A 21,158-nucleotide genomic window follows, 5' to 3' on the forward strand; every position below is an offset into this window, starting at 1 on the left:
GTGTTTTTATCCCTTAAAATGTTCTCGCTGGATTGGTTGGCGTATCCTTTTGCGCCAGCGCCCATTTAGCAATTGCATCCTTACGCATAAAACCCACTTTTGAGTGTTCTTTCGCGTATTGAATAAACTTATCTAAGGCATTGGCAAGACCTGGCGTACCACCAATTCTGTCGTGCACACTGATAGACATCATCCGCCGCTGAGAGGCACCTTCTTGATAGAGCATATCGAATTCATCTTTAAGCTCCTGTAAAAAGTCGGCGGCTGTCATCGCAGTGTTACCACCAAAGCGACCTATATCATTGTTACGCAAGGTATAAGGCACCACGGCAAATGGCTTACCTTGCACCGGCGTGATCGAAGGTTCATCCCGCGATAAGTCATCAATATGATAGATAAAGCCTAAGTCCTGCAGGATATTTAAAGTTTGGGTGCTGTGGCGCATCCAAAACGCATTAAACCCAATGGGGCGCTGGCCGGTGATCTTCTCTAAGGTGTTGATACTCTCAATATAAGAATCACGCTCCTGCGCTGGCGACATGCTGTATTGCGGCGTCCATGTCTGTCCATGGCCAGCAATCTCATGGCCTTCATCTGCGACTTGTTTGGCAAGTTGTGGATGTAATTCGGCAGCACGGCCCACCATATGGGATGTCACCTGAATATGGTGCTTACGCCATATACGCAGCAAACGCGGTATTCCCTCATTCATCCCGTAGTCATACCAACTGGGAGTAATGGTATCTGGGTAGCCTTTCTCCATTGGTGGAAATGGGCCTTCAGCGTTTTTATCCTGCGCGCCAGCTTCAAACTGCATGGATATCGAGATCACCAATTGCTCGCCATTCGGCCAAAAACGCTTATTCATACTGCCTCCTACCGAAGTTTGTGTCTTATCATCGAGTGCCACTAAGCCCGAAACGCCCATTGAAAATGCTGACTGGCTTAGCCCTACCCCTGCAATCAAAGCACCACTCGCCTGTAAACTGGTCTTTAAAAATTGTCGACGTTGATTCATGACTTGGCTCCTGTGGTCACAGCTTTAGCGGCAAGCTGGCTAAATAGCGTTTGATAATCCTCAAGATGCCAGTTGTCAGTGATAAAACCATCACGTACGCGGTACATATCTACCGCCCGAAAATCAATTTTTTGCCCTTGTCCACGCTGTTCCCCAAAGACTCCCATAAAGTGGCCATTAAAGCGGAGGCGCACAACCGCACGGTCACCGACCACCAGTAAATGCTCAACGGTTACCGAGAGATCAGGCACCGCCGCCCTAAAGTGTTTAGAAGCGTCGAGCGGTCCGCTAATCCCTTGAGCTCGGCCTTCGGGCAGAGTGCGATCGATAAAACTGGTCGCTAATGCCCAGTGGGCAAATCTAGGGTCACCGGTATCCCAAAAACTAGCGTATAGCAAAGCGGCGTGGGCAATAGATTCAGCTTGGGGCGAACCATCGCTGATCAGCTCCATTGCAGTTACCTTAGGGCTTAAGGCTGTTTTCACATCAACACTGGCTTGGGTTGAACCACCTTGAGCAGCAAACGCCGTCATACTTAGACTCGCAAGCGCGAAGCCTATAATGGCTAAGCCGAGTAATCCTGAGCTCCATAAACCGACTTTTATCCAAGGCGCAACGGCGCAATAAGTACGATGTTGCATTATGCCACCTCATCATCGCTGGAGCGGATGACGGCGCGCAGTGCCGCTTGGTAGCTTGGGTAATCGGTGTAGCCCGCAGCGCTGCCGCCAAATAATGGCCCCTTATCAAAGGGCGATAAGGGCAATTGATTCGCTAATCGATAGGGCAGATCAGGGTTGGCGATAAAAGCACGACCAAAGGCCACTAAGTCGGCATAGCCTTTTTCAATCACCTCAGTAGCGCGCTCAACATCGTAACGACCCGCCACAATAATGCTGCCTTTAAACACTTTGCGTAACTCAACTCTGAAGGACTCAGGCACCTGTGGCGCATCATCCCAATCAGCCTCAGATAAGTGCAAATACGCTACTCCAAAAGCCGATAAGTGTTTGGCGGCTAACAGAATCGTCTCCACAATTTCAGGACAAGCCATATCCTTAAAAGTCACATAGGGTGCAAGGCGAACGCCCACTTTATCGGCGCCAATCTGGGCACTTACCGCTTCAACGACTTCCAATAAAAACCGAATACGCTTCTCGGGCGAGCCGCCATAGGCGTCGGTTCTATGGTTAGAATTAGTCCGCAGGAATTGGTCGATGAGATAACCATTACCACCATGGATTTCGATGCCATCAAAACCTGCGGCAACGGCATTTGCTCCTGCGTTGGCAAAGTCGGCCACCACGCGATCAATATCGGCTTGGGTCATTTCCCTCGGCTCAGGGCAATCCACCATCTGTCCTTCGGGATGCTGCTCATCAACGATCCATACCTTAGTACCAACAGGAGCAATCGCTGAAGGTGCAATAGGCGCATTACCTTGCTGAAAAATCGAATGAGAAACCCGGCCCACATGCCAGATTTGATTAAAGATTTTGCCACCCGCTTCATGCACCGCCGCAGTGACCTTTTTCCAGCCATCAATTTGCGCCTCGGTATAAACGCCGGGAGTGAAAGAATAGCCTTGGCTGTCGTCGGAAATTTGGGTCGCTTCGGTGATGATAAGCCCTGCCGACGCACGTTGGGCGTAATATTGCGCCATTAAATCATTCGGAATATTACCCGGTTGCGTGGTACGCGCTCGAGTCATCGGCGCCATCACGATACGATTTTGTAATGTCAGTGCCGCTGACTCATAGGCTGTAAATAAACTCATATGCACTCCGAACCATAAATGATGATTGAATATCTGAGTGCAATTGTGCATTAGTTAATCTATATTGATAATTAGCCTATTATTTAAATCATTTTCAAAAATAATTTGATATGTACCATATAAACGATCTGCAACTTGCCCTGCGTATCGCTGCGCTAGAAAGCCTCTCCGCCGCCAGTAAAGAAGTCGGCATGACGCCCGCCGCCGCGAGCGCAGCCTTGCAACGGCTTGAAAAAAAGTTAGGATGCCAGCTATTTGCGCGCTCCACGAGGCGGTTGCAGCTCACAGAAGAAGGCAGAATATTTCTCGATGCCGCCAAGCCAGCCCTTGCGTTACTCGAAACCGCTTCCGCCAATTTGGCCGAGCATAGGGGCGAGCTTAAAGGCGAAGTACGCATCGCCCTGCCCTCGGATATTGGCCGCTGTCGGATCCGCTATTGGTTAGACGAATTAATGGATAGCGCGCCAGAACTGTCGGTTCAGCTGTACTTTGGCGACCATATGACGGATTTAATTGATCAAAATATCCATTTAGCCCTGCGCTATGGCCAGCTTGAAGATTCCAATCTAAAGCGGCGCCAACTGTCGATGACACCAAGGGTGCTCGTTGCCTCTCCCGCGTATCTTGCGCAATATGGTGAGCCGCTAACACTGAACGAGCTGAGTCAGCACTCAGTGTTGATCCTCAACCGTGGCGGCGAACCATGGCAGAAGTGGAAATTCAGCCATAATGGTGAAGCCGTAGAAATTGAAGTGAGAGGAAAACGCTTCTGCAATGATGGCGCCGTGATCCGCGACTGGGCGCTAGATGGCCGTGGCATCGCCTATAAAAGCTGGCTCGATGTAGCGCAGGATGTTACCGAAGGCAGACTCAGGCTAGTATTAGCCGATAAAATCGCCCCAGCAGTGCCACTGCAATTGGTTTATCTGCAAACCGACTATCCGAGCCATAAAATTCGCCGCACCATTGAGTTTTTAGCGCAAAAACTGCAGCAATTTAGCCAAGAATATCCAGCGCCTTAAGGGATAACAGGGCCAGATAAAAAGCGGCTTGAACCGGCATTTCAGTCGAGCGACTCAAGATGCGAGTTTAAATGTGTTTCGGCTATCCATCCTAGCCCCGAGGCAATATCACAGTCACCACACAGCCTTGCTGCCAAGGCAATGGGGCTTGCGTCGATTGCTTACAGTTTTCAATCTCAATACTGCCATGGTGACGGCTAACCACATCTTTACAAATCGCTAAGCCTAACCCCAGTCCAGCATCTTTGGTGGAGGCAAACGAGGCCATTAATTCGCTAGCTTGCCCCTGTAAACCTTCGCCGTTATCAATCACCAATACTTTGATTTCCTTCGCTAGATAATGGATCTCAAGCTGTAACTTACGCGCATGATTATCCTTGCAGGCCTCAAGCGCATCGAGGCTGTTTTTCATTAGGTTGACCCACATTTGGCTTAGACCAACGCTATCGCCCATCAATTCATAGGGATGACCTTCAACTTCTACAGTGACTTGTACCCCTGCGCGATCTAGCTCGCGGCGCAATAAGGCTAAAGCTTCTTTGACGACTAGCGTCACATTCAACGGCTCAGCCTTAGCCTGACGGCGCTTAAGCAAACCACGGATACGGTGTACAACCGCGCCAGCTCGAATCGACTGCGCATTGATTTTGCCCAAAATATCATAGAGTTCAGGATTATCCTGCCCCAGTCTTTCCAGCTGTATCATGGCGCCCTCACTGTATTGGGTTATCGCCGCAATCGGTTGATTTAATTCATGGGCCAGTCCTGCGCCAATTTCCCCAAGGATCGCCGCACTTTGTAAACGCTCTAACTGCAATGCTTTGTCTTTTAATTGCCGCTCAGTGCTGACTAAAAACTCACTCTTTTGGCGAAATTTATATTCGAGCCATAAGTGATAGATGGTCGACACAATAAAGATCAGCAGTAATACCCCGCCCCACTCTTTGTTTTTCTCCATCCATTTATACACGGTTTGATATAACGGCGGTGATGCACCTTGCAGCTGTAATTCCTTAAATAATTCAATCACCTTTAGCTGACTCACCGGCGCAGTCCAGCCTAAGGTATCGGCGGTAATCGCTGCCACATGGTCTGCGGGAAGATCAAACAAGGCACGGGTGATTTGCATGGTGAGCCGTGGTGAAACCGTATCTGCCGCCGCAAATGACCAATTGGGGTAGAGCTGCGTACTGACCTCACAATCATATCCAGGCGGGTTAGTTGGGTGGATTACCCGATAGTCCGCCTTATTGATAAGCCCTGTTTCAATCATTTCCTCTAGGGTACAAAAAGGCGCAATAGCAGCATCGGCACTGCCATCTCGCACTTGATAGATCAGCGGCGCGAGGGGGAATCCTAAAAAACGCACTTGGCCAAAGAATTGCTCTGGCAAATAGCCCATTTTATGCAGTAATCCCATCGCAGCCTGATAGCCGCCGAGCGCCTGCGGATCGCTAGCAACCACATTCTTACCGCGTAAATCCTGCAAGCTGCGGATAGGACTATCGGCGCGCACAATAATGGTGGCACCAATGGTAAAAGTACTGCCTTGATGTTTACGGCTTTTCATGGTCGCAAGCCAAGAGAGGGGGAAATTATTACTCAAATGCAGATATTGCCCGGGGTTAGTCACAATAAATTGCAACTCATTGCTGAGTAACTGGCTGCGCATGCCATTAAAATCCACAGGCACGACTTCAAAGTTGCTGTTAGGAACATTTTCACTCAAGTAATCCATCATAGGTTGCCAGCGCTGTTTTGCCTGCAACACCCCGTGATTTGCCAGCACCCCTACTTTAAATTCGTTGACGGGAAGTCCTTCATCGGCATAGGACAAATTGAGCCCTATTAGACTCAAGATGCAACTCACCACCAGCGCCCTACACCAAGTTCCCATTGCCATCGCCCTGTCTTATATGCCTTTGTTTTAGGCATACTGTATGCGTTAGGCAAAAATGATGCTGTGAATGGCGCCAAACTCTGGCATTCGCCCTATGGGATTTGGCTAATTTAGTGATACACCTCCCAAGACCTAGGCTTAAAATTGAGCCTGTAACCCAGCATACTTAAGCTAATAGAGCAACTAACCACTGAAGGGAAACCATGTCTACAAAGCTGCCATTGTATTTAGTCGATGATGATGAAGCGATCCTCGACTCCCTTGGGTTTATGCTCAGGCAATTTGGTTACCAAGTACAAACCTTCAGCAGCGGACGGGATTTCTTAGCGCAATGCCCGTTAAGACAGGCTGGATGTGTGATCTTGGATAGCCGAATGCCGGAGATCACCGGCCAAGAAGTGCAGCAAAAACTGCTGGAAACCCAAAGTCCATTGGGTGTGATTTTTCTCACGGGGCACGGTGATTTGCCCATGGCATTAAGCGCCTTTCGTAAGGGCGCATGCGACTTTTTTCAAAAACCGGTATCAGGCAAAGCCCTTGTACAAGCGATTGAAAAAGCGCATAAAGAAAGCCAAGCCAGCTTTGAGCAACAGAGCCTGCAGCATAAATTTGCCCAACTGACCGAGCGCGAACAGCAAGTATTGGCCCATGTGGTTCAGGGGATGACCAACAAGCAGATCTCCGAAGCCATGTATTTATCCTTAAGAACCATTGAAGTGCACCGCGCTAAGATCATGAAAAAGCTCGAAGTGAACAATATGGCTGAATTAGTCCAGCACTTAGCCCACCTAAATACACTCTTACCTGAGTAATCCTATAAACCTCAAAAGATGAAACGATTGAAAGCCAGTTAACCGATTCAAGGCATAGACACTCAGCTTATCTGTTGCCTGCAATCGATTAACCAACTGCAATCAACTGAGCACCTGCGACAAGCTGTCGCAGTTTGCATCATAAGCTTTGTGTCTAACGCCATTCACTGCCACACTCAGCGCAGGTTCTCTCCTTTATGTCCCGTAGGCATTAAAGATCCACTGCTTTGAACCTTCCCCCGAGTTCGGCCAGTGTTCTCGGGGATTTTTTATTTAAGCCATTCATCCCCGCGCATTTATCACCCAATGTTCTAAGACATGAACTCATTCAGCAGGTGACAAATGTAAAAATAAAGTTGTAATTTTAAACGCTATCAATAGCTCAATGATCATTCTTCAAAGTTAAGTTAGAATACGACTATCTTAGCAACAGGTCAGTAATATGAGCCGTTTACAGACATCTAAAGGATTTACCTTAATCGAACTGGTGGTGGTAATTATCATCTTAGGGATTTTGGCCGTAGTAGCAGCGCCGCGCTTTATGAATCTCAGCCAAGACGCCCACGATGCCAGAGCCAAGGCCGCCTTTGCTGCTTTTACCTCTGGCGTAAAGCTGTATCACAGTTGTTGGCTTGCTGGCGGACACTCGGGTTATACCCAAGATCTCGCCTGCTATGGCGATGGTACAGTCGACTCCACCACGACTGGCTTTCCCCTCGGAAAAGATACAGCCCAAAGCAGCAACCAAGGCACGCAATTACAAGGTGCTTACTGCGGTGAATTGTGGCAATCCTTATTAGATAATCAAGACACTGTGCTAGCTAACCATTTTGATTGGCAAACCACACCCAATGTCGATATCGTCTATTGGTTTAGCGGTGGCGCAATAACCGACCCTGACACTTATTGTTACTTTAACTATGTGTCGGATGATCGCCGCCTTGGCAGCGAGAATTGGGAGCTAAAATACTATCCCCTCGATGGCCGCACCGTTGTCGGTCGCTCTACTTTATCAGCGCCTTAACCCAAAACGCATCCGCATTAGCCACTGGGAGCTCAACCCTCAACTCCCCGTGGCTTTTTGCGCAATAATGTGAATTCTGGCTACGGATGCCGAGAGCGGCTTCGTTTTATAGCGCACCATTTGATTGCTAGCGGGTACCCAAGGTCACCTATCAGATGCGGCAGTCACACTCACCAAAGATTGGCCTTATACCAATCGTATTAAATATCTGTTCATTCAGCGGGAATTCAACGCGCTTTAGACAAGGCGAAGGCTTGAAGGCATAGTGGTGCACTGCCTAAGCCTTAAACGCAGTATAAAGCGTGTTGCCATACAGTGAACATCAGCCGCCCTTTGGGAGCCTCAAAGGCATCCCACTCCGGTGTTGCATTGACTTAAAAGGGAATAACCATTTCTGCGTCAATCCACCTTGGATTGAAATGCCTGTGGGGCTCTGAACTGATTAGATATTTAATGTGATTGGTATTAATCCTATAGATTTGTTACCTTTTTGTTTATGGAACACTCAGATGAATAAAGGCCAATGAATAATCTCATTGTTACACCAGGCTACGCTTCACAATTCAATTGTATAGGTGCCGCATGTGAAGACAGTTGCTGCCATGACTGGACCATCATTTTTGACAAAAAGAGCTATAAAAATACCCTTAACCATCCCAAACTAGCCTCGCTTGCCAAAGAGGCATTTATTGAAACCAAAACCGATGCTAACCAGTGGGCGCAAATCAAACTTAACGCCAATGGCACCTGCCCATTTGTAAACGAACAGCAGTTGTGTGCCATCCATGCCGCGGCGGGGGAAACAGCTTTAAGTCACACCTGTAAAACCTACCCCCGTATTAACAATGTTATCGCAACCACCAAATATGAAAGTTTATCTCTATCATGCCCTGAAGCTGCTCGTCTGGTGCTATTTGACGCCAATGCATTTCAATTTGAGGCAAAGAGCGGTGGCGCAAAGCGTCCAACTGCGGCCAATCCTGCATGGTTAGAAAAAACCTACGATTACAGTTTGGATCTATTAATAAATATGGGCGTGGATTGGCAACAGGCACTCATGGCCATAGGATTATTGGTAAAAGTCAGTGACCAAGTGAGGCAAAATGCCCTGCCTATTGCACAGATAGATCAGCGTTTTGAACAATTAATCTTGCTGGCTCAAACCAAGGAAATCGCTGCACAATATCAAAAAATACCCTACACACCACAACCCCAAACCCATGCTTTTGTTTCGATACACGATCAATTATGCAAACTCCACTCAAGGAGTTTAAAACCTCGCTTTACCTCGCTTAATGACGCAATTGGTTTGTTATGTAATGAGGGTAATCAATATCAAATTGACCATTTAAATAAAGCGTGGGAAGAAAAAGCCTTACCCGCGTTGAGCAATTATCAGGATTTATTTGACCGTTATATTTTATATTCGCTTTACCATGAGCATTTCCCCATGAGTCATTCGCAGCAGCCTTGGATGGCATTTCGCCTGCTGGTGATAGATTGCTTTATGATCCGCTGTTACTTATCTGCCATGGCATTTAAAAATAATGGACTGACAGAAAGTGACATAGTGCTTTGTTTTCAGCTTTATAGCGTTGTGCGCCAGCATAAAGCGAAATTTGCCGAGGGCATCAATCAGACCCTACAGGAATGTGGTATCGATAGTATTCCCGCAGCCATCAGCCTATTAAAAACCTCGTGATCGCCTAGGCGAGACTGCCGAAATAGCCCAACGGCAGTCTTTGCGTATCCGCCGCCGCTTGAGTAGTGGCAAGACTGAAGGTGGCCGCCACTTCCCCGTATGCCGTTATTTTGTTGCAAAAGGCGCGCAAACACGCAAACCCCATTGGCTTTTTCTGCCATAACTTGAATTCTGACTATCCATCCCCATATTTAGTCCATCATCCACCGCAGGATTTTGATTGCGGGCAAGAGAAGAGGATTCAAAAGTGACCACGATTGTATCAGTACGCCGTAATAACCAAGTTGTCATCGCCGGCGATGGCCAAGTCTCCCTTGGCAATACCGTGATGAAAGGTAACGCCAAAAAAGTGCGTCGCTTGTATCACAACAAAGTATTGGCAGGTTTTGCAGGCGGCACCGCCGACGCCTTTACCCTATTTGAGCGTTTTGAGTCCAAACTCGAAATGCACCAAGGTCACCTATTACGCTCGGCCGTTGAACTGGCCAAAGATTGGCGTACCGACCGTATGCTGCGCAAACTCGAGGCCATGCTAGTGGTCGCCGATGCCGAAGCCTCACTTATCATCACAGGTAATGGCGATGTAGTGCAGCCAGAACATGATTTAGTCGCGATTGGCTCGGGCGGTAACTATGCCCAAGCTGCGGCGCTGGCACTGCTGCAAAATACTGAATTATCGGCGCTGGAAATTGCTGAAAAATCACTGACGATTGCTGGCGATATCTGCGTATTCACCAATCAATTCAAAACGATTGAAGAACTTAATTACTAACAGGGCGTGAGGAATATTATGTCTGAAATGACCCCCCGTGAGATTGTCCACGAGCTGGATGCCCATATTATCGGCCAGAAAAAGGCCAAACGTTCCGTCGCCGTCGCCCTACGTAACCGCTGGCGTCGTATGCAATTGGATGCCGATTTCCGTCAAGAAGTTACCCCAAAAAACATTCTGATGATTGGCCCAACTGGCGTGGGTAAAACCGAAATCGCCCGCCGTTTGGCAAAGCTCGCCAACGCACCATTTATCAAGGTTGAAGCCACTAAGTTCACCGAAGTGGGTTACGTGGGTAAAGAAGTCGAGCAAATCATCCGTGATTTAACCGACATCGCCATCAAGCTGACCCGCGAACAACAAATGGGCAAATGCCGCCAACGCGCCGAAGAACACGCTGAAGAGCGCATTCTCGATGCGCTGCTGCCCAAGCCTAAAAATGACTGGGACAACACCGACACAGATACCAGCTCCAATACCCGTCAAATCTTCCGTAAAAAGCTGCGTGAAGGCCAATTAGACGACAAAGAAATCGATATCGACGTGGCGCAGCCGCAAATTGGTATTGAAATCATGTCGCCACCGGGCATGGAAGAAATGACCAACCAACTGCAAAGCCTGTTTAAAAATATGGGCCAAGCACCGGCCAAACGCCGCAAAATGAAGATCAAAGAAGCCTTTAAGCTGTTGATCGAAGAAGAAGCGGCCAAGCTGGTAAATCAAGAAGATTTAAAAGAGCAAGCCATTGAATTGGTTGAGCAGAACGGTATCGTGTTCCTCGACGAAATCGACAAAATCTGTAAGCGTGGCGAAACCTCAGGCCCTGACGTTTCCCGCGAAGGGGTACAGCGCGACCTATTACCTTTAGTCGAAGGCTGCACGGTAACCACCAAACACGGCATGGTGAAAACCGACCATATTCTGTTTATCGCCTCGGGCGCATTCCAGATGTCAAAACCTTCAGATTTAATTCCTGAGCTACAAGGCCGTTTGCCGATCCGCGTTGAATTAGATGCGCTTACAGCCGATGATTTTAAACGTATTTTAACCGAGCCACATGCTTCACTGACTGAGCAATATATAGCGCTGATGGCCACCGAAGGCGTGACCATTGAGTTTACCGAGTCAGGCATTGAGAGCATTGCCAAGGCGGCATGGCAGGTGAACGAGCGCACCGAAAACATTGGTGCCCGTCGTCTACATACCGTGATGGAAAAGCTGATGGAAGATATCTCCTATGAGGCTTCTGACAAGTCAGGCAGCTCATTTGTGATTGATGCCGATTATGTGAGTGCTCACTTAGATAATCTGGTTCAAGACGAAGACTTAAGCCGCTTTATCCTGTAACAAGATCTATTAGCGAAAGCCGGCAATGTTCGGTATCCAAGATCTCGAACATTCGTGCAAAATTGTGATTGTGGCTAAGGCTGACACTTTGTAACCTTAGCCACAAATTGTTATGTTACAGCTTGTCCATTCCCCGTATTTTCTTGGCACCCACTATGACCACTAGCACACCCAATGTCACCGATCTTAAGCTCAAGCGTAAATCGCGCATTTTAGAAATCAGCTTCGATAACGGCGAGCAGTATCAACTCACCTGTGAGATGTTACGCGTCTATTCCCCCTCCGCCGAAGTTCATGGTCACGGTAACCCTAAGCTGGTCACCCACAAGAAAAATGTGAATATCACCCGCATCGAACCCGTAGGTAACTACGCAGTTAAAATCGTCTTCGACGATGGCCACGATACGGGGCTGTTCTCATGGCAAGTGCTTTACGATCTCGCCACTCACCAAGTGGAATTATGGGAAAAGTACTTAGCACGCCTACGAGCCGAAAAGGCCTCACGCGAACCCTTGATTGCGATGAATATAAAGTACAACTAATCGAATTAAAGTCGTGGGGCTTCACCCCCTGATCTTGAATAAAGAGTCGACCAAGGAGGACTGCTCGTCCTATCAAAAACGTCCATGTTAAATAGCCAGCTCGATATCCCTATCTAGCGCTCAAAACGGCCTTTGGTCTTCGCCCTTGGATGCTCCAAGACGCCCCTAACGGAGTTGAAAGCCCCTTGTGCTCATCGCCAAATTTGCTATCGCTTCCGAAGGATGCGTCCCTGCACCTGCGAAAGCTAGCTTGCCATCTGATAGGCAGGATGCCTGAATGTTGTGAAGTGCAAGGATGCACGGGAACGACCATGGCAAGACTCACGCAATTTGTCTATTCGCACTGCGGCAACTCCGAGGGGAAAGTGTATTCTGTAACTTCGGTGTTGGCCGTTAACCTCAAGAGAGTCATCGGTATTGCAAAATTTAACAATGGGTGTCTCGATTTATTCTTTCTGTTACTTCTCTTGCTGACCTGAATATCTAAGGAAAGATAATGTCGGAAAAAGTCCCCTGCACAGCCTGCAAAACCTTAATCATGCCCAGCACCGCCGAGCGCAACGCAGGCTTGTGTATGCCCTGCAAAAATGGCAATCGTGAAAATATTGAGCAGGCAAAAGCCTATTACCAAAAGGAGCGGGAATTAGATAAAACCTGCCCTTTTAGAGCCCTGTGGCGAGAAATAGTGGTGCGGGTGCACGACGATAAACAGGGCTTTCACACGTTAAGTGAAGCAGCGCAGCACTATTACGCCGTCAATTGTCTCTCTGGCGAAGTCTACAACGGCGGCTTTATCCAGTACTTCGATAACTCATCGGGTGAGCATTATGCTGTTGCCGAGCGCGGCCTTGAGCAAATAGGCGCTTTGCACTCATTAGCCCTATTACAACAGGCTAAACAAGCGGTATTTGGCGACCATCCCGTCCCCACAGATAGAGATCTGCGTCTGGCCGCAACCGATAATCCAGTAGCCGAAGCCCGACTCGACCAACTCGATGATGAGTTTTATAAAGACTTGGATAATCTTGATATCAAGCTAGAAAGCTATGCGATACAAACGGGATTGGTTAACGCAATCGAATGATTGCGGGTTTACTTCTATTAATTCAATCATTAAGCGATGTACACCAAGAGCTAAAGGCATTCAACTTAATCTTGATTGGCTCATTGAACGACACTACTCAAAGTCGTGGGGCTTCACCCCACACCCGACCAAAAGGGGAAAAGCGCCTGTTCCCCTTTTGGATATCCCTCGGCGTCCCCGACGGAGTTGAAAGCCCCTTGTGCTCATTGACAAATTTGCTATCGCTTCCGAAGGATGCGTCCCTGCACCTGCGAAAGCTAGCTTGCCATCCATGGCAAGACTCACGCAATTTGTCTATTCGCCCTGCGGCAACTCCGAGGGGAAAGTGTATTCTGTAACTTCGGTGTTGGCCGTTAACCTCAAGAGAGTCATCGGTATTGCAAAACTTAACAATGGGTGTCTCGATAAATTTTGATTTTTGTGTCGGCAGCTATCTCAAAAAAATTGTAAATATCACATCTTTCAATCAATGGACAAAACGAACAGAAATTATGCGCGCACACTATCTACCCAGAATACTTTTTGTTATCGTGTAAAAATATTTCAAATCAGTGTGTTGCAATTTTTTGCCAAGTACTCAACGATGAAATGATGTGTATATACACTCTACAAACCTTAGGCGCCATCTACATATTAGGTAGTATATGAAGAGAACAATTTTTTACTCTTGGCAATCAGATCTTCCTTCAAAAGGTAATAGAAATCTTATCGAGGATTCTTTAAAAAGGGCATTAAATGCGATAAAGAAGAGCGATAGCGAGTCAGTAGAGCCAGCTCTTGATAGAGATACAGCAGGTATTTCAGGCAGCCCTTCTATTAGTGAAAGTATCTTTTCTAAAATTGCAGTTGCAGATGTCTTTGTTGCAGATGTGTCAATAATTAACGGTGAAGGAAAAGGCAAGAAAACTCCTAACCCAAATGTGTTGATTGAACTAGGCTATGCCGTTTCCCAACTTGGTTGGGAGCGGGTAATTTTGGTTCAAAACACGTTCTATGGAGAGCCAGAAGCGTTACCGTTTGATTTGAGAGGAAGAAGAGTTGTCACTTATGAATTCAATCAGGATCTAAGTGATAGGCCAGCAGTAAGGGGATTACTTCAAGGTCGTCTAGAATCAGCCATTAAATCAGCATTGGAAATTTCATCAACTGACATTCTCCCTACAGGAAAAAATGCTCCTATTTGGTGGGGAATATGGAAAAAATCTAACCCAGGAAAATCTTATGGGGGTGAGTTATTTATTCGAGATATTACTTCGAATGGTTTTCTCTTTGACTTAATGGTTTTTAATGGTTCTCATACTGGAACTATCACAGCAGAAGCAATCTGTGCCTCCAAGGACAGTGCCTATGCCAGGATAGAAAATGGTCCTGATAAAAAGTTTGGAGAGATTCATTTCAGGCGTGAATTCCAGGGAGGAAAGAGATTAATTAATATAGAAGAAACATCTAGCTGTAATTCGCACCGCGGAATGGGAGTCCTGTTTGCTGGCGAGTTTACTTGGTCAACGGAATCAGTTTTTGAATTTGGCTATCTGAATGAGATGGAGCTTAAGCGTCTTTATGAGCTCACTGGACAATACTTTTTTGAGTTCAGAAAAAGAATGGAAGGTGTAGGTGAGAGGGACAACTTGGATACTTTTCAATGCAAGGTTGTCGCAGGCGGAGTAAGGGGAATGTATACATATTATGAAGGTATAGTAATGAGCGGAACTCGAGGTGAGATGTGGGCAGCTTATATTGATAGTGAAGCTGAGGCTGTTAGATACTTTACGACTCAAAAAGAGTGGCAAAAATGCTTACCTAAAACTATCGAATCTTGGAGAGAAAGTTTCAATGATAAAAGAGTTTTGTTTGAACATGATATAGAAGTTGTACCTTCAGGTATTTTTGATTAAATAGCCTAATAAACGATCCAAATAACAACCAATCACAGCGTAATTAGTGCTAATGGAGCCTGCCAAAAAAGACAGGACAGGCGCCGATCTTTGGGGATTAATAGCTCGCACAGTTGCTACAGAAGTTCACCTTCCCCTGCGAAGTTGTCGAAATACGTAGATAAAAATGCCGTGGCGACATCACGGATGATGGCGCAGGCTCGGGGGGACAAGGATGTCCCATCTGAGCCGTTAGGCAATTTTTATTGGAGTATGAGGCCACTAATCAATGCATGTAACTTCGTTAGGGGCGTCTTGGAGCATCCAAGGAGGATAGGACGAGCAGTCCTCCTTGGTCGGGTGTGGGGTGAAGCCCCACGACTTTGCCTTTGCTTTTAAAAGCCTTTTAAACACAATAAACGAAGTTTACAAATAAACCTCATTGGAAATCCCGACAAATCCCCCGCCTTGTGATCCTCACAGTGCTGCAATCCGTAATGTTCAGCAATATCCCATCGCGAAATGTGTAACCGCGACAGTCATTCATCAGAGTCCACCTAATGCAATTACGGCAGCAATCACAGCAGCAATTACAGCACTTCCATACGGTTAGGCTGATTTTGGGCGATCAGCTTAACGCCCAGCATACTTGGTATCAGCAAGTCGATCCCAAGGTGCTGTATTTAATTGCAGAATTGCATCAAGAAAACACCTATGTGACTCACCATGTGCAAAAAATTTGCGCGTTTTTCAGCGCTATGGCGCAGTTTGCCAGCGAGCTTGGCGCTGCGGGGCATCAAGTGCGTTACCTCACCCTCGACGATACCCAAGACTTTGCCGACCTCAACACATTACTAGAGTATTTTGTCGCCGAAACGAGGGCGATTAAGTTTGAATATCAACGGCCTGACGAATATCGACTCCTCGCGCAATTAAGTCAGTTGAAGTTGGCCAATACCGTGGTGAATTGCGTCGATACCGAGCACTTTTTATTGCCCTTTGACGAGATTGATAGGGAATTCCCCCAAGGACAGCATAGACTGATGGAGCATTTTTATCGGCGAATGCGCAAAAGATTCAATATCTTAATGACAGATGGCAAGCCCGTAGGCGGACAATGGAACTTTGATGCCAACAACAGGCAAAAGCTTAAATCCCAAGATATCAAATCGCTCCCAACACCCTTGATGTTTGGCCACAATGTGCAAGACATTCTCGAGCGTCTTCAACGCCATGGGATTAATACTATGGGCAAGGCGGATACACATTTACTCTGGCCGATAAACCGCGCACAAAGCCTCGAATTACTTCAGTATTTTTGTGAATACTGCCTACACGCCTTTGGCCGGTTTCAAGATGCGATGACCCAGCAACATCCAGCGCAGTGGAGCCTGTATCACAGTCGGCTGTCCTTTAGCTTAAACGCCAAACTTATCAGCCCATTAGAAGTGATCAATGCGGTGATTGAGCACTATCATGCCAATCCTTTTATTGAGATAGCTCAGGTCGAAGGCTTTGTTCGGCAAATCATCGGCTGGCGTGAATATGTGCGCGGCATCTATTGGGCCAATATGCCCAACTACGCCAACATTAATGCCCTCGAGGCCAAGCGCAAGCTGCCCGACTACTTTTGGCATGGCAAGACTCAAATGAACTGCCTGCACCACGCCTTATCTCAGTCACTGGATTTTGCCTATGCCCATCATATTCAACGTTTGATGGTGATTGGCAACTTTTGTTTATTGACCGAAATCGCCCCCGATGAGGTGGATAAATGGTACTTAGGCGTGTATGTGGATGCGATTGAATGGGTCGAAATGCCCAACACTCGCGGCATGGCGCTATTCGCCGATGGCGGCATCGTCGGCACTAAACCCTATGCCGCAAGCGGCAGTTATATCAATAAAATGAGTGATTACTGCGGCAGTTGTCATTACAAGATAAAAGAACGTAGCGGTGAATCAGCCTGCCCGTTAAACAACCTGTATTGGCGCTTTATGGATAAACACCGCGCGCAGCTCACCCATAATCCACGCATCGCCATGCTGTACCGCACTTGGGATAACACTGAGGAGTCGGTTAAACAGGCTATTTTGGCCACTGCCGAACAGCATCTCGCGCAACTGGAACGGCTATAACGACTGAGTATTGAGGAGAAAAACCATGCATATTCTAGTACTGGGCGGCAGCGGTGGTATAGGTCAAGCGATGGTCAATAAGCTTGGCGAAACCTATCCCAAGGCCACTATTCATGCGACCTATAAACAGCATCGGCCAGATACTGGGCGAGACGATGGCGTTATCTGGCATCAGCTTGATATCACCCATGAGGAGGAAATTAAGCAACTGAGTCAAAACATCCCCCAATTAGATTGGCTGATTAACTGTATTGGCATACTGCACACCGAGGATAAGGGGCCAGAAAAAAGCTTACAGACCCTCGATGCGGATTTTTTCCTGCACAATATCAAGCTAAATACCCTCCCCAGCATGATGCTGGCAAAACACTTCAGCCATGCCTTAAAACAAAGTCACTCAGCAAGATTTGCGGTGATTTCGGCCAAAGTCGGCAGCATTAGCGATAACCGCTTGGGTGGCTGGTACAGTTATCGCGCCTCAAAAGCGGCGCTGAATATGTTTCTTAAAACGCTATCGATTGAATGGCAAAGAAGCATCAAACACTGCGTGGTGCTAGCACTGCATCCCGGCACCACGGATACGCCATTATCCAAACCTTTTCAGCAGAGTGTGCCCAAAGATAAATTGTTTACACCAGAGTACGTTGCCCAGTGTTTCGTGGGTATTATTGCCAATGCCACCCCAACTCAAACAGGGCAATTTTTGGCCTACGATGGTGCAGAATTACCTTGGTAGCGACACAAGCGTTTAGCACTGATACGGATGAACCTTGGCAGCTTTCTGTACTGACACCTCTTAACCTTGGCACCTCTTAACCCTGACAAAAGTAGGCATAATTGATGCGGCCGCCTAGCTCCCATACGGCGGTCCAGCCGTTCACATCGCTCATATAGCTGAAATAAATGCCATGGGATTCAAGGCAAGTTTCTTGGAAAGCAGCTTTGTTGTCGTTAATAAATTGCGCCGAAGCCGCCAAAATATCACTACACTCCTCATCGTCGGCGACTAACCAAATAAAGTCATCACGCCAATAATCCCGTGCTACGGCATCTTCAGGAGAATATAAATCCAGTTTTTGCTTGAGTGTTTGCCACTGATCGGGCGTGACATTGCAGGAGATCGCCAACTTATCGTATACCCCAGCACCGCCCGCCCAAAAGGATAAATCAAAGTCTAACTGCTGCGGCTTGGGTGCAAAGCCCAACAGATTTTCAATCACTTGTAAGCTTTTAGCTAAATCAGCATCGGGCCTGCGATAACGCACCTCAACACCATCATACTCACGCATTCCACGACTCCTTCATTCAGCGAATGCTCGTTTACTTGAGCGGCCCAGTTTCACTCACCGGTTTCTTTAATAACTTACGCTGCAAGGTGCGGCGGTGCATCCCCAGTTGCCGAGCTGTGGCCGACACATTGCCCTGATTAGCATTGAGCACCTGCTGAATATGCTCCCACTCCAGCCGTTTAGGATTAAGTGGCGAGTCGTCAACATCATCTTCTTGCAGGCTATTGGAATGAACATCAAGCTCAAAGGCCGCCAACAGGGTTTGGGTGTCAACGGGTTTAGCTAGATAGTTATCCGCGCCAAGACGAATCGCTTCCACTGCGGTGGCAATGCTGGCGTAGCCCGTCAGTAGCACCATCACCACTTTAGGTAACAAATTACGCAGCGGTACAATTAAACTCAGGCCGTTGGCCTCGGCCAATTTCATATCCAGCAGGATATGGGTTGGGCAACACTCCCGCGCCACCAACAGGGCATTGCTGGCATCGTGGCTTAAACGACATTCAAAACCATGGCGGGTTAAACGCCGCGCTAAAATACCTGCAAGCGCTTGATCATCTTCAATAATCAATAGCCGTTTCATACTGTTTCTCCAGTTGGCACTTTAGGCGCCAAGAGTGTAAAACGAATTTGCGCCACTGTGCCCCCTTGTGGATGGTTGGCAAGGATTAGTTCTGCACCCAAACGTTCCAAGCTGGCATGGCTGAGGAGCAAGGCCACGCCTAAGCCTTTAGGACTTTCGATTAATAAGGTGCCTAATTGTGGCAATAATGAAGGGGCGATACCCGCGCCATAATCACGGATCTGCAAATAAGCCAGCCCCTCGCTTGGCGAACAATCGACGCTTATATCCACCTGCGAAGTACCTATGGTTTCGACACTGGCGCGGGCGGCATTTTCAATCAAGGCCATAATCGCGGGGGTTAAGCTCATATCGGTTAAGATCTGCCTTTCTTCTAGCAGCTTAGGCTCACAGGTTACCAACCAATTTAGCGCAGTTTGTGGCATCAATAACTGGGTTTTCTGTTTTAATCCAGCCACCAGCTCAGTGATATTTTGAGGTCGCTGACGACGGTCACGAATCGACTCAGTCGCCAAGCGCAGCTCTGCCAAAGTATGTTCACAGCGCCCCAGCGCAGTTTCCATTTCAACTAAGGTTATTGAGGGTTCTGGGGTTTCTTCCCTTAACTCATCGAGTAATAAATGCAGTGTTGAGAGTGGTGTCGCTAATTGATGGGCCATTTGCGCCGACACAGTGCCGAGCGCCACTAACTGTTCTTGTCTTAACTGACCTTCACGCATATAGGCAAGCTGCGCATCCTGACGGCGCATGCGTTTGGCGATCAGCGCCACGCTGGTGGTCAGCACTAAGGCGGAAATCACAAAATTAAACCACATGCCTAAATAGTGGGAACTCATATCCATACCATGGTGCTGCATCTGCGACTCTGGCACGGTAAAAATCATCAAGCTATAGGCAAGGGTTGATATCGCGGTCAGGCTCCAAGGGGCCCAAATGGGCAATGTGACCGCGGCTAAAGCGATGGGTAACAATAACAGCGAAATAAACGCATTGGTCGCCCCGCCCGAAAAATACAGCCAAGAAATCCAAAACAACGTATCCAGACTTAGGGCGATAAACAGACCACGCTCTTTAGCAAACAAGGGTTTACGTAATGCTAATGTGAGCGAAAGATAGAGCACCTCCAGCACAAACACGTGCATGAGCGGCTCCATTTGCAAACTCAGGCCAAAGGTATCGGCGGCAAACAACGTTAAACCAATTTGCAGCAATAAACCTAAGGTGCGCAGCAGCGCGACTTGGTCGGCGGCTTGCAGATTCGTTCCTAAAATCTTAACCATCATTATTCCTTAAGCTTGAGGCCAACAGCCGCCAGTGCAGCACTGGATTGGGCGAGTGCCTGATTAAGCCCTGCGCTAAATTCCAACTCAGAATAAATGCCCAGCGCCGCTAAACGCCCACAACTTAAGGTGCAGTTCTGCGGCCTTTTAGCGCTATCCATCGGTGTGAGTTCAGGGATTAAATGCGCGGTGTCAATCGCCAATAACTCACCTAAGCTCAGTAGCATTTGGTACTTAGTCATGGTTTGCGTGGCACTAAAATGATAAATCCCTGACACATCGGCAGCATGTAACTGCCGCTGGATCAGCTTAGCGATGGCGCCAGCAATATCCGCCGTCGAGGTGGGCGAGCGAATGGCCCAAGCATCGACCCGCTGCGGCCTGCTATCTAACAATTGATTGATTAACACTAATACCGCAGATTCGCTCAGTTGAGTCACTTCGCCGTAGAGGATAGGTAAACGTAATACCGCAAAACGGCTGTCGGCATTCAGCACACAGGTTTCGCCCTGTAATTTAGACTCACCATAAAAGTTGACTGGATTGGGCGCGGCATCTTCGGCATAGGGCGGCGTAGTGCCATCAAACACATAGTCGGTTGAGATATACAGCAGCCAAGCGCCATGCTGTTTAGCGGCCTTAGCGAGGGTTTGGCTAGCACTAAGATTCAGCGCCAAAGCATGCTCAGGCGAGCGCTCGGACACATCGGGGCGACGCTCAGCGGCGCAGTGCACGATAACCTCTGGGCGTTCGTGGGCAATAAAGGTTTCTACCGCAATCGCTTGGGTTAAATCGAGTTTATGGATATTCGCTTCGGCGCGGCTAAAGCCGGTGGCAATCACCTTATGCCCTACGGCAGTTAACTGTTTAACAACCGCCCTGCCGAGCAATCCGGTTGCTCCCGTCACCATGATATTTGCCATATTGCCCCAAGCTCCTTAGCCATCCATTTGGCGGATAATTCTAAAAGCTTTTCATATTCAAAGCACTTGTT

19 protein-coding genes are annotated in these 21,158 nt (G+C 47.8%); 11 read left to right on the top strand and 8 right to left on the bottom strand.

All coding sequences use genetic code 11. The features are described 5' to 3' along the window. Nucleotides 1-13: 13 nt before the first annotated feature. The 3 genes from H9J30_RS13350 to H9J30_RS13360 are packed head-to-tail and all read right to left on the bottom strand — an operon-like array spanning nucleotide 14 to nucleotide 2,795. Nucleotides 14-1,018, bottom strand: coding sequence for a polysaccharide deacetylase family protein (locus H9J30_RS13350; RefSeq protein ID WP_240131451.1), 1,005 nt, complete (start codon nucleotides 1,016-1,018; stop codon nucleotides 14-16). Further along, nucleotides 1,015-1,659, bottom strand: coding sequence for an ester cyclase (locus H9J30_RS13355; RefSeq protein WP_240131452.1), 645 nt, complete (start codon nucleotides 1,657-1,659; stop codon nucleotides 1,015-1,017). Before H9J30_RS13355 ends, H9J30_RS13350 begins: the two co-directional genes overlap by 4 nt. Further along, complete coding sequence (locus tag H9J30_RS13360; protein ID WP_240131453.1) at nucleotides 1,659-2,795, bottom strand: alkene reductase; 1,137 nt, start codon at nucleotides 2,793-2,795, stop codon at nucleotides 1,659-1,661. Before H9J30_RS13360 ends, H9J30_RS13355 begins: the two co-directional genes overlap by 1 nt. A gap of 110 nt (nucleotides 2,796-2,905) precedes the next feature. Here H9J30_RS13360 and H9J30_RS13365 point away from each other — a divergent pair, with 110 nt between their 5' ends. Beyond that, complete coding sequence (locus H9J30_RS13365; protein ID WP_240131454.1) at nucleotides 2,906-3,817, top strand: LysR family transcriptional regulator; 912 nt, start codon at nucleotides 2,906-2,908, stop codon at nucleotides 3,815-3,817. Between the two features lie 91 nt (nucleotides 3,818-3,908). Here the strand turns inward: H9J30_RS13365 and H9J30_RS13370 are convergent, their stop codons facing one another. Then, a complete protein-coding gene (locus H9J30_RS13370) occupies nucleotides 3,909-5,720 on the bottom strand; it encodes a sensor histidine kinase (protein ID WP_240131455.1) in 1,812 nt (603 codons plus the stop codon). Between the two features lie 200 nt (nucleotides 5,721-5,920). Between H9J30_RS13370 and H9J30_RS13375 the strand changes: the two genes are divergently transcribed. From H9J30_RS13375 to H9J30_RS13420, 10 genes are all read left to right on the top strand, one after another. Next, on the top strand, nucleotides 5,921-6,529 hold the full coding sequence (locus H9J30_RS13375; protein WP_240131456.1) for a response regulator transcription factor: 609 nt from the start codon (nucleotides 5,921-5,923) through the stop codon (nucleotides 6,527-6,529). Between the two features lie 442 nt (nucleotides 6,530-6,971). Beyond that, nucleotides 6,972-7,553: a type II secretion system protein gene (locus H9J30_RS13380; protein ID WP_240131457.1), complete on the top strand. Its 582-nt coding sequence runs from the start codon at nucleotides 6,972-6,974 to the stop codon at nucleotides 7,551-7,553. A 523-nt stretch (nucleotides 7,554-8,076) separates the two neighbouring features. Then, nucleotides 8,077-9,255 (top strand): flagellin lysine-N-methylase, encoded by a 1,179-nt coding sequence (fliB, locus tag H9J30_RS13385; RefSeq protein WP_240131458.1) that lies wholly within the window; start codon nucleotides 8,077-8,079, stop codon nucleotides 9,253-9,255. Nucleotides 9,256-9,502: 247 nt separating this feature from the next. Further along, nucleotides 9,503-10,027 carry an ATP-dependent protease subunit HslV gene (gene hslV / locus H9J30_RS13390; protein ID WP_011073856.1) on the top strand — a complete coding sequence of 175 codons (525 nt, stop codon included), beginning with the start codon at nucleotides 9,503-9,505 and terminating at the stop codon, nucleotides 10,025-10,027. 18 nt (nucleotides 10,028-10,045) lie between these two features. Continuing rightward, entirely contained in the window at nucleotides 10,046-11,374 is a 1,329-nt protein-coding gene (gene hslU / locus H9J30_RS13395) for an ATP-dependent protease ATPase subunit HslU (protein WP_240131459.1), read from the top strand. Between the two features lie 155 nt (nucleotides 11,375-11,529). Beyond that, entirely contained in the window at nucleotides 11,530-11,916 is a 387-nt protein-coding gene (locus tag H9J30_RS13400; RefSeq protein ID WP_011073858.1) for a gamma-butyrobetaine hydroxylase family protein, read from the top strand. A 496-nt stretch (nucleotides 11,917-12,412) separates the two neighbouring features. Continuing rightward, the gene (locus H9J30_RS13405; RefSeq protein ID WP_240131460.1) at nucleotides 12,413-13,000 is read left to right on the top strand and encodes a DMP19 family protein; all 588 of its coding nucleotides are present in this window, start codon (nucleotides 12,413-12,415) and stop codon (nucleotides 12,998-13,000) included. A gap of 644 nt (nucleotides 13,001-13,644) precedes the next feature. Next, entirely contained in the window at nucleotides 13,645-14,895 is a 1,251-nt protein-coding gene (locus H9J30_RS13410) for a TIR domain-containing protein (protein ID WP_052183994.1), read from the top strand. 539 nt (nucleotides 14,896-15,434) lie between these two features. Next, a complete protein-coding gene (locus tag H9J30_RS13415; protein WP_240131461.1) occupies nucleotides 15,435-17,012 on the top strand; it encodes a cryptochrome/photolyase family protein in 1,578 nt (525 codons plus the stop codon). Nucleotides 17,013-17,037: 25 nt separating this feature from the next. After that, entirely contained in the window at nucleotides 17,038-17,748 is a 711-nt protein-coding gene (locus tag H9J30_RS13420; RefSeq protein ID WP_240131462.1) for an SDR family oxidoreductase, read from the top strand. A 76-nt stretch (nucleotides 17,749-17,824) separates the two neighbouring features. On the opposite strand, the gene H9J30_RS13425 is transcribed toward H9J30_RS13420, so the two are convergent. Genes H9J30_RS13425 through H9J30_RS13440 form a run of 4 tightly spaced genes read right to left on the bottom strand, consistent with a single transcriptional unit; the run spans nucleotide 17,825 to nucleotide 21,087 of the window. Then, entirely contained in the window at nucleotides 17,825-18,301 is a 477-nt protein-coding gene (locus tag H9J30_RS13425) for a hypothetical protein (protein WP_240131463.1), read from the bottom strand. A gap of 31 nt (nucleotides 18,302-18,332) precedes the next feature. Then, nucleotides 18,333-18,884, bottom strand: a complete 552-nt coding sequence (locus tag H9J30_RS13430; protein WP_240131464.1) for a response regulator transcription factor — start codon at nucleotides 18,882-18,884, stop codon at nucleotides 18,333-18,335. Next, complete coding sequence (locus H9J30_RS13435; RefSeq protein WP_240131493.1) at nucleotides 18,881-20,164, bottom strand: sensor histidine kinase; 1,284 nt, start codon at nucleotides 20,162-20,164, stop codon at nucleotides 18,881-18,883. The genes H9J30_RS13430 and H9J30_RS13435 overlap by 4 nt, the downstream gene beginning before the upstream one ends. A gap of 2 nt (nucleotides 20,165-20,166) precedes the next feature. Further along, entirely contained in the window at nucleotides 20,167-21,087 is a 921-nt protein-coding gene (locus H9J30_RS13440) for a dTDP-4-dehydrorhamnose reductase family protein (protein ID WP_240131465.1), read from the bottom strand. Nucleotides 21,088-21,158 lie beyond the last annotated feature (71 nt).

The organism is Shewanella cutis, from assembly GCF_022410515.1.
Taxonomy (GTDB): Bacteria; Pseudomonadota; Gammaproteobacteria; order Enterobacterales; family Shewanellaceae; genus Shewanella; species Shewanella cutis.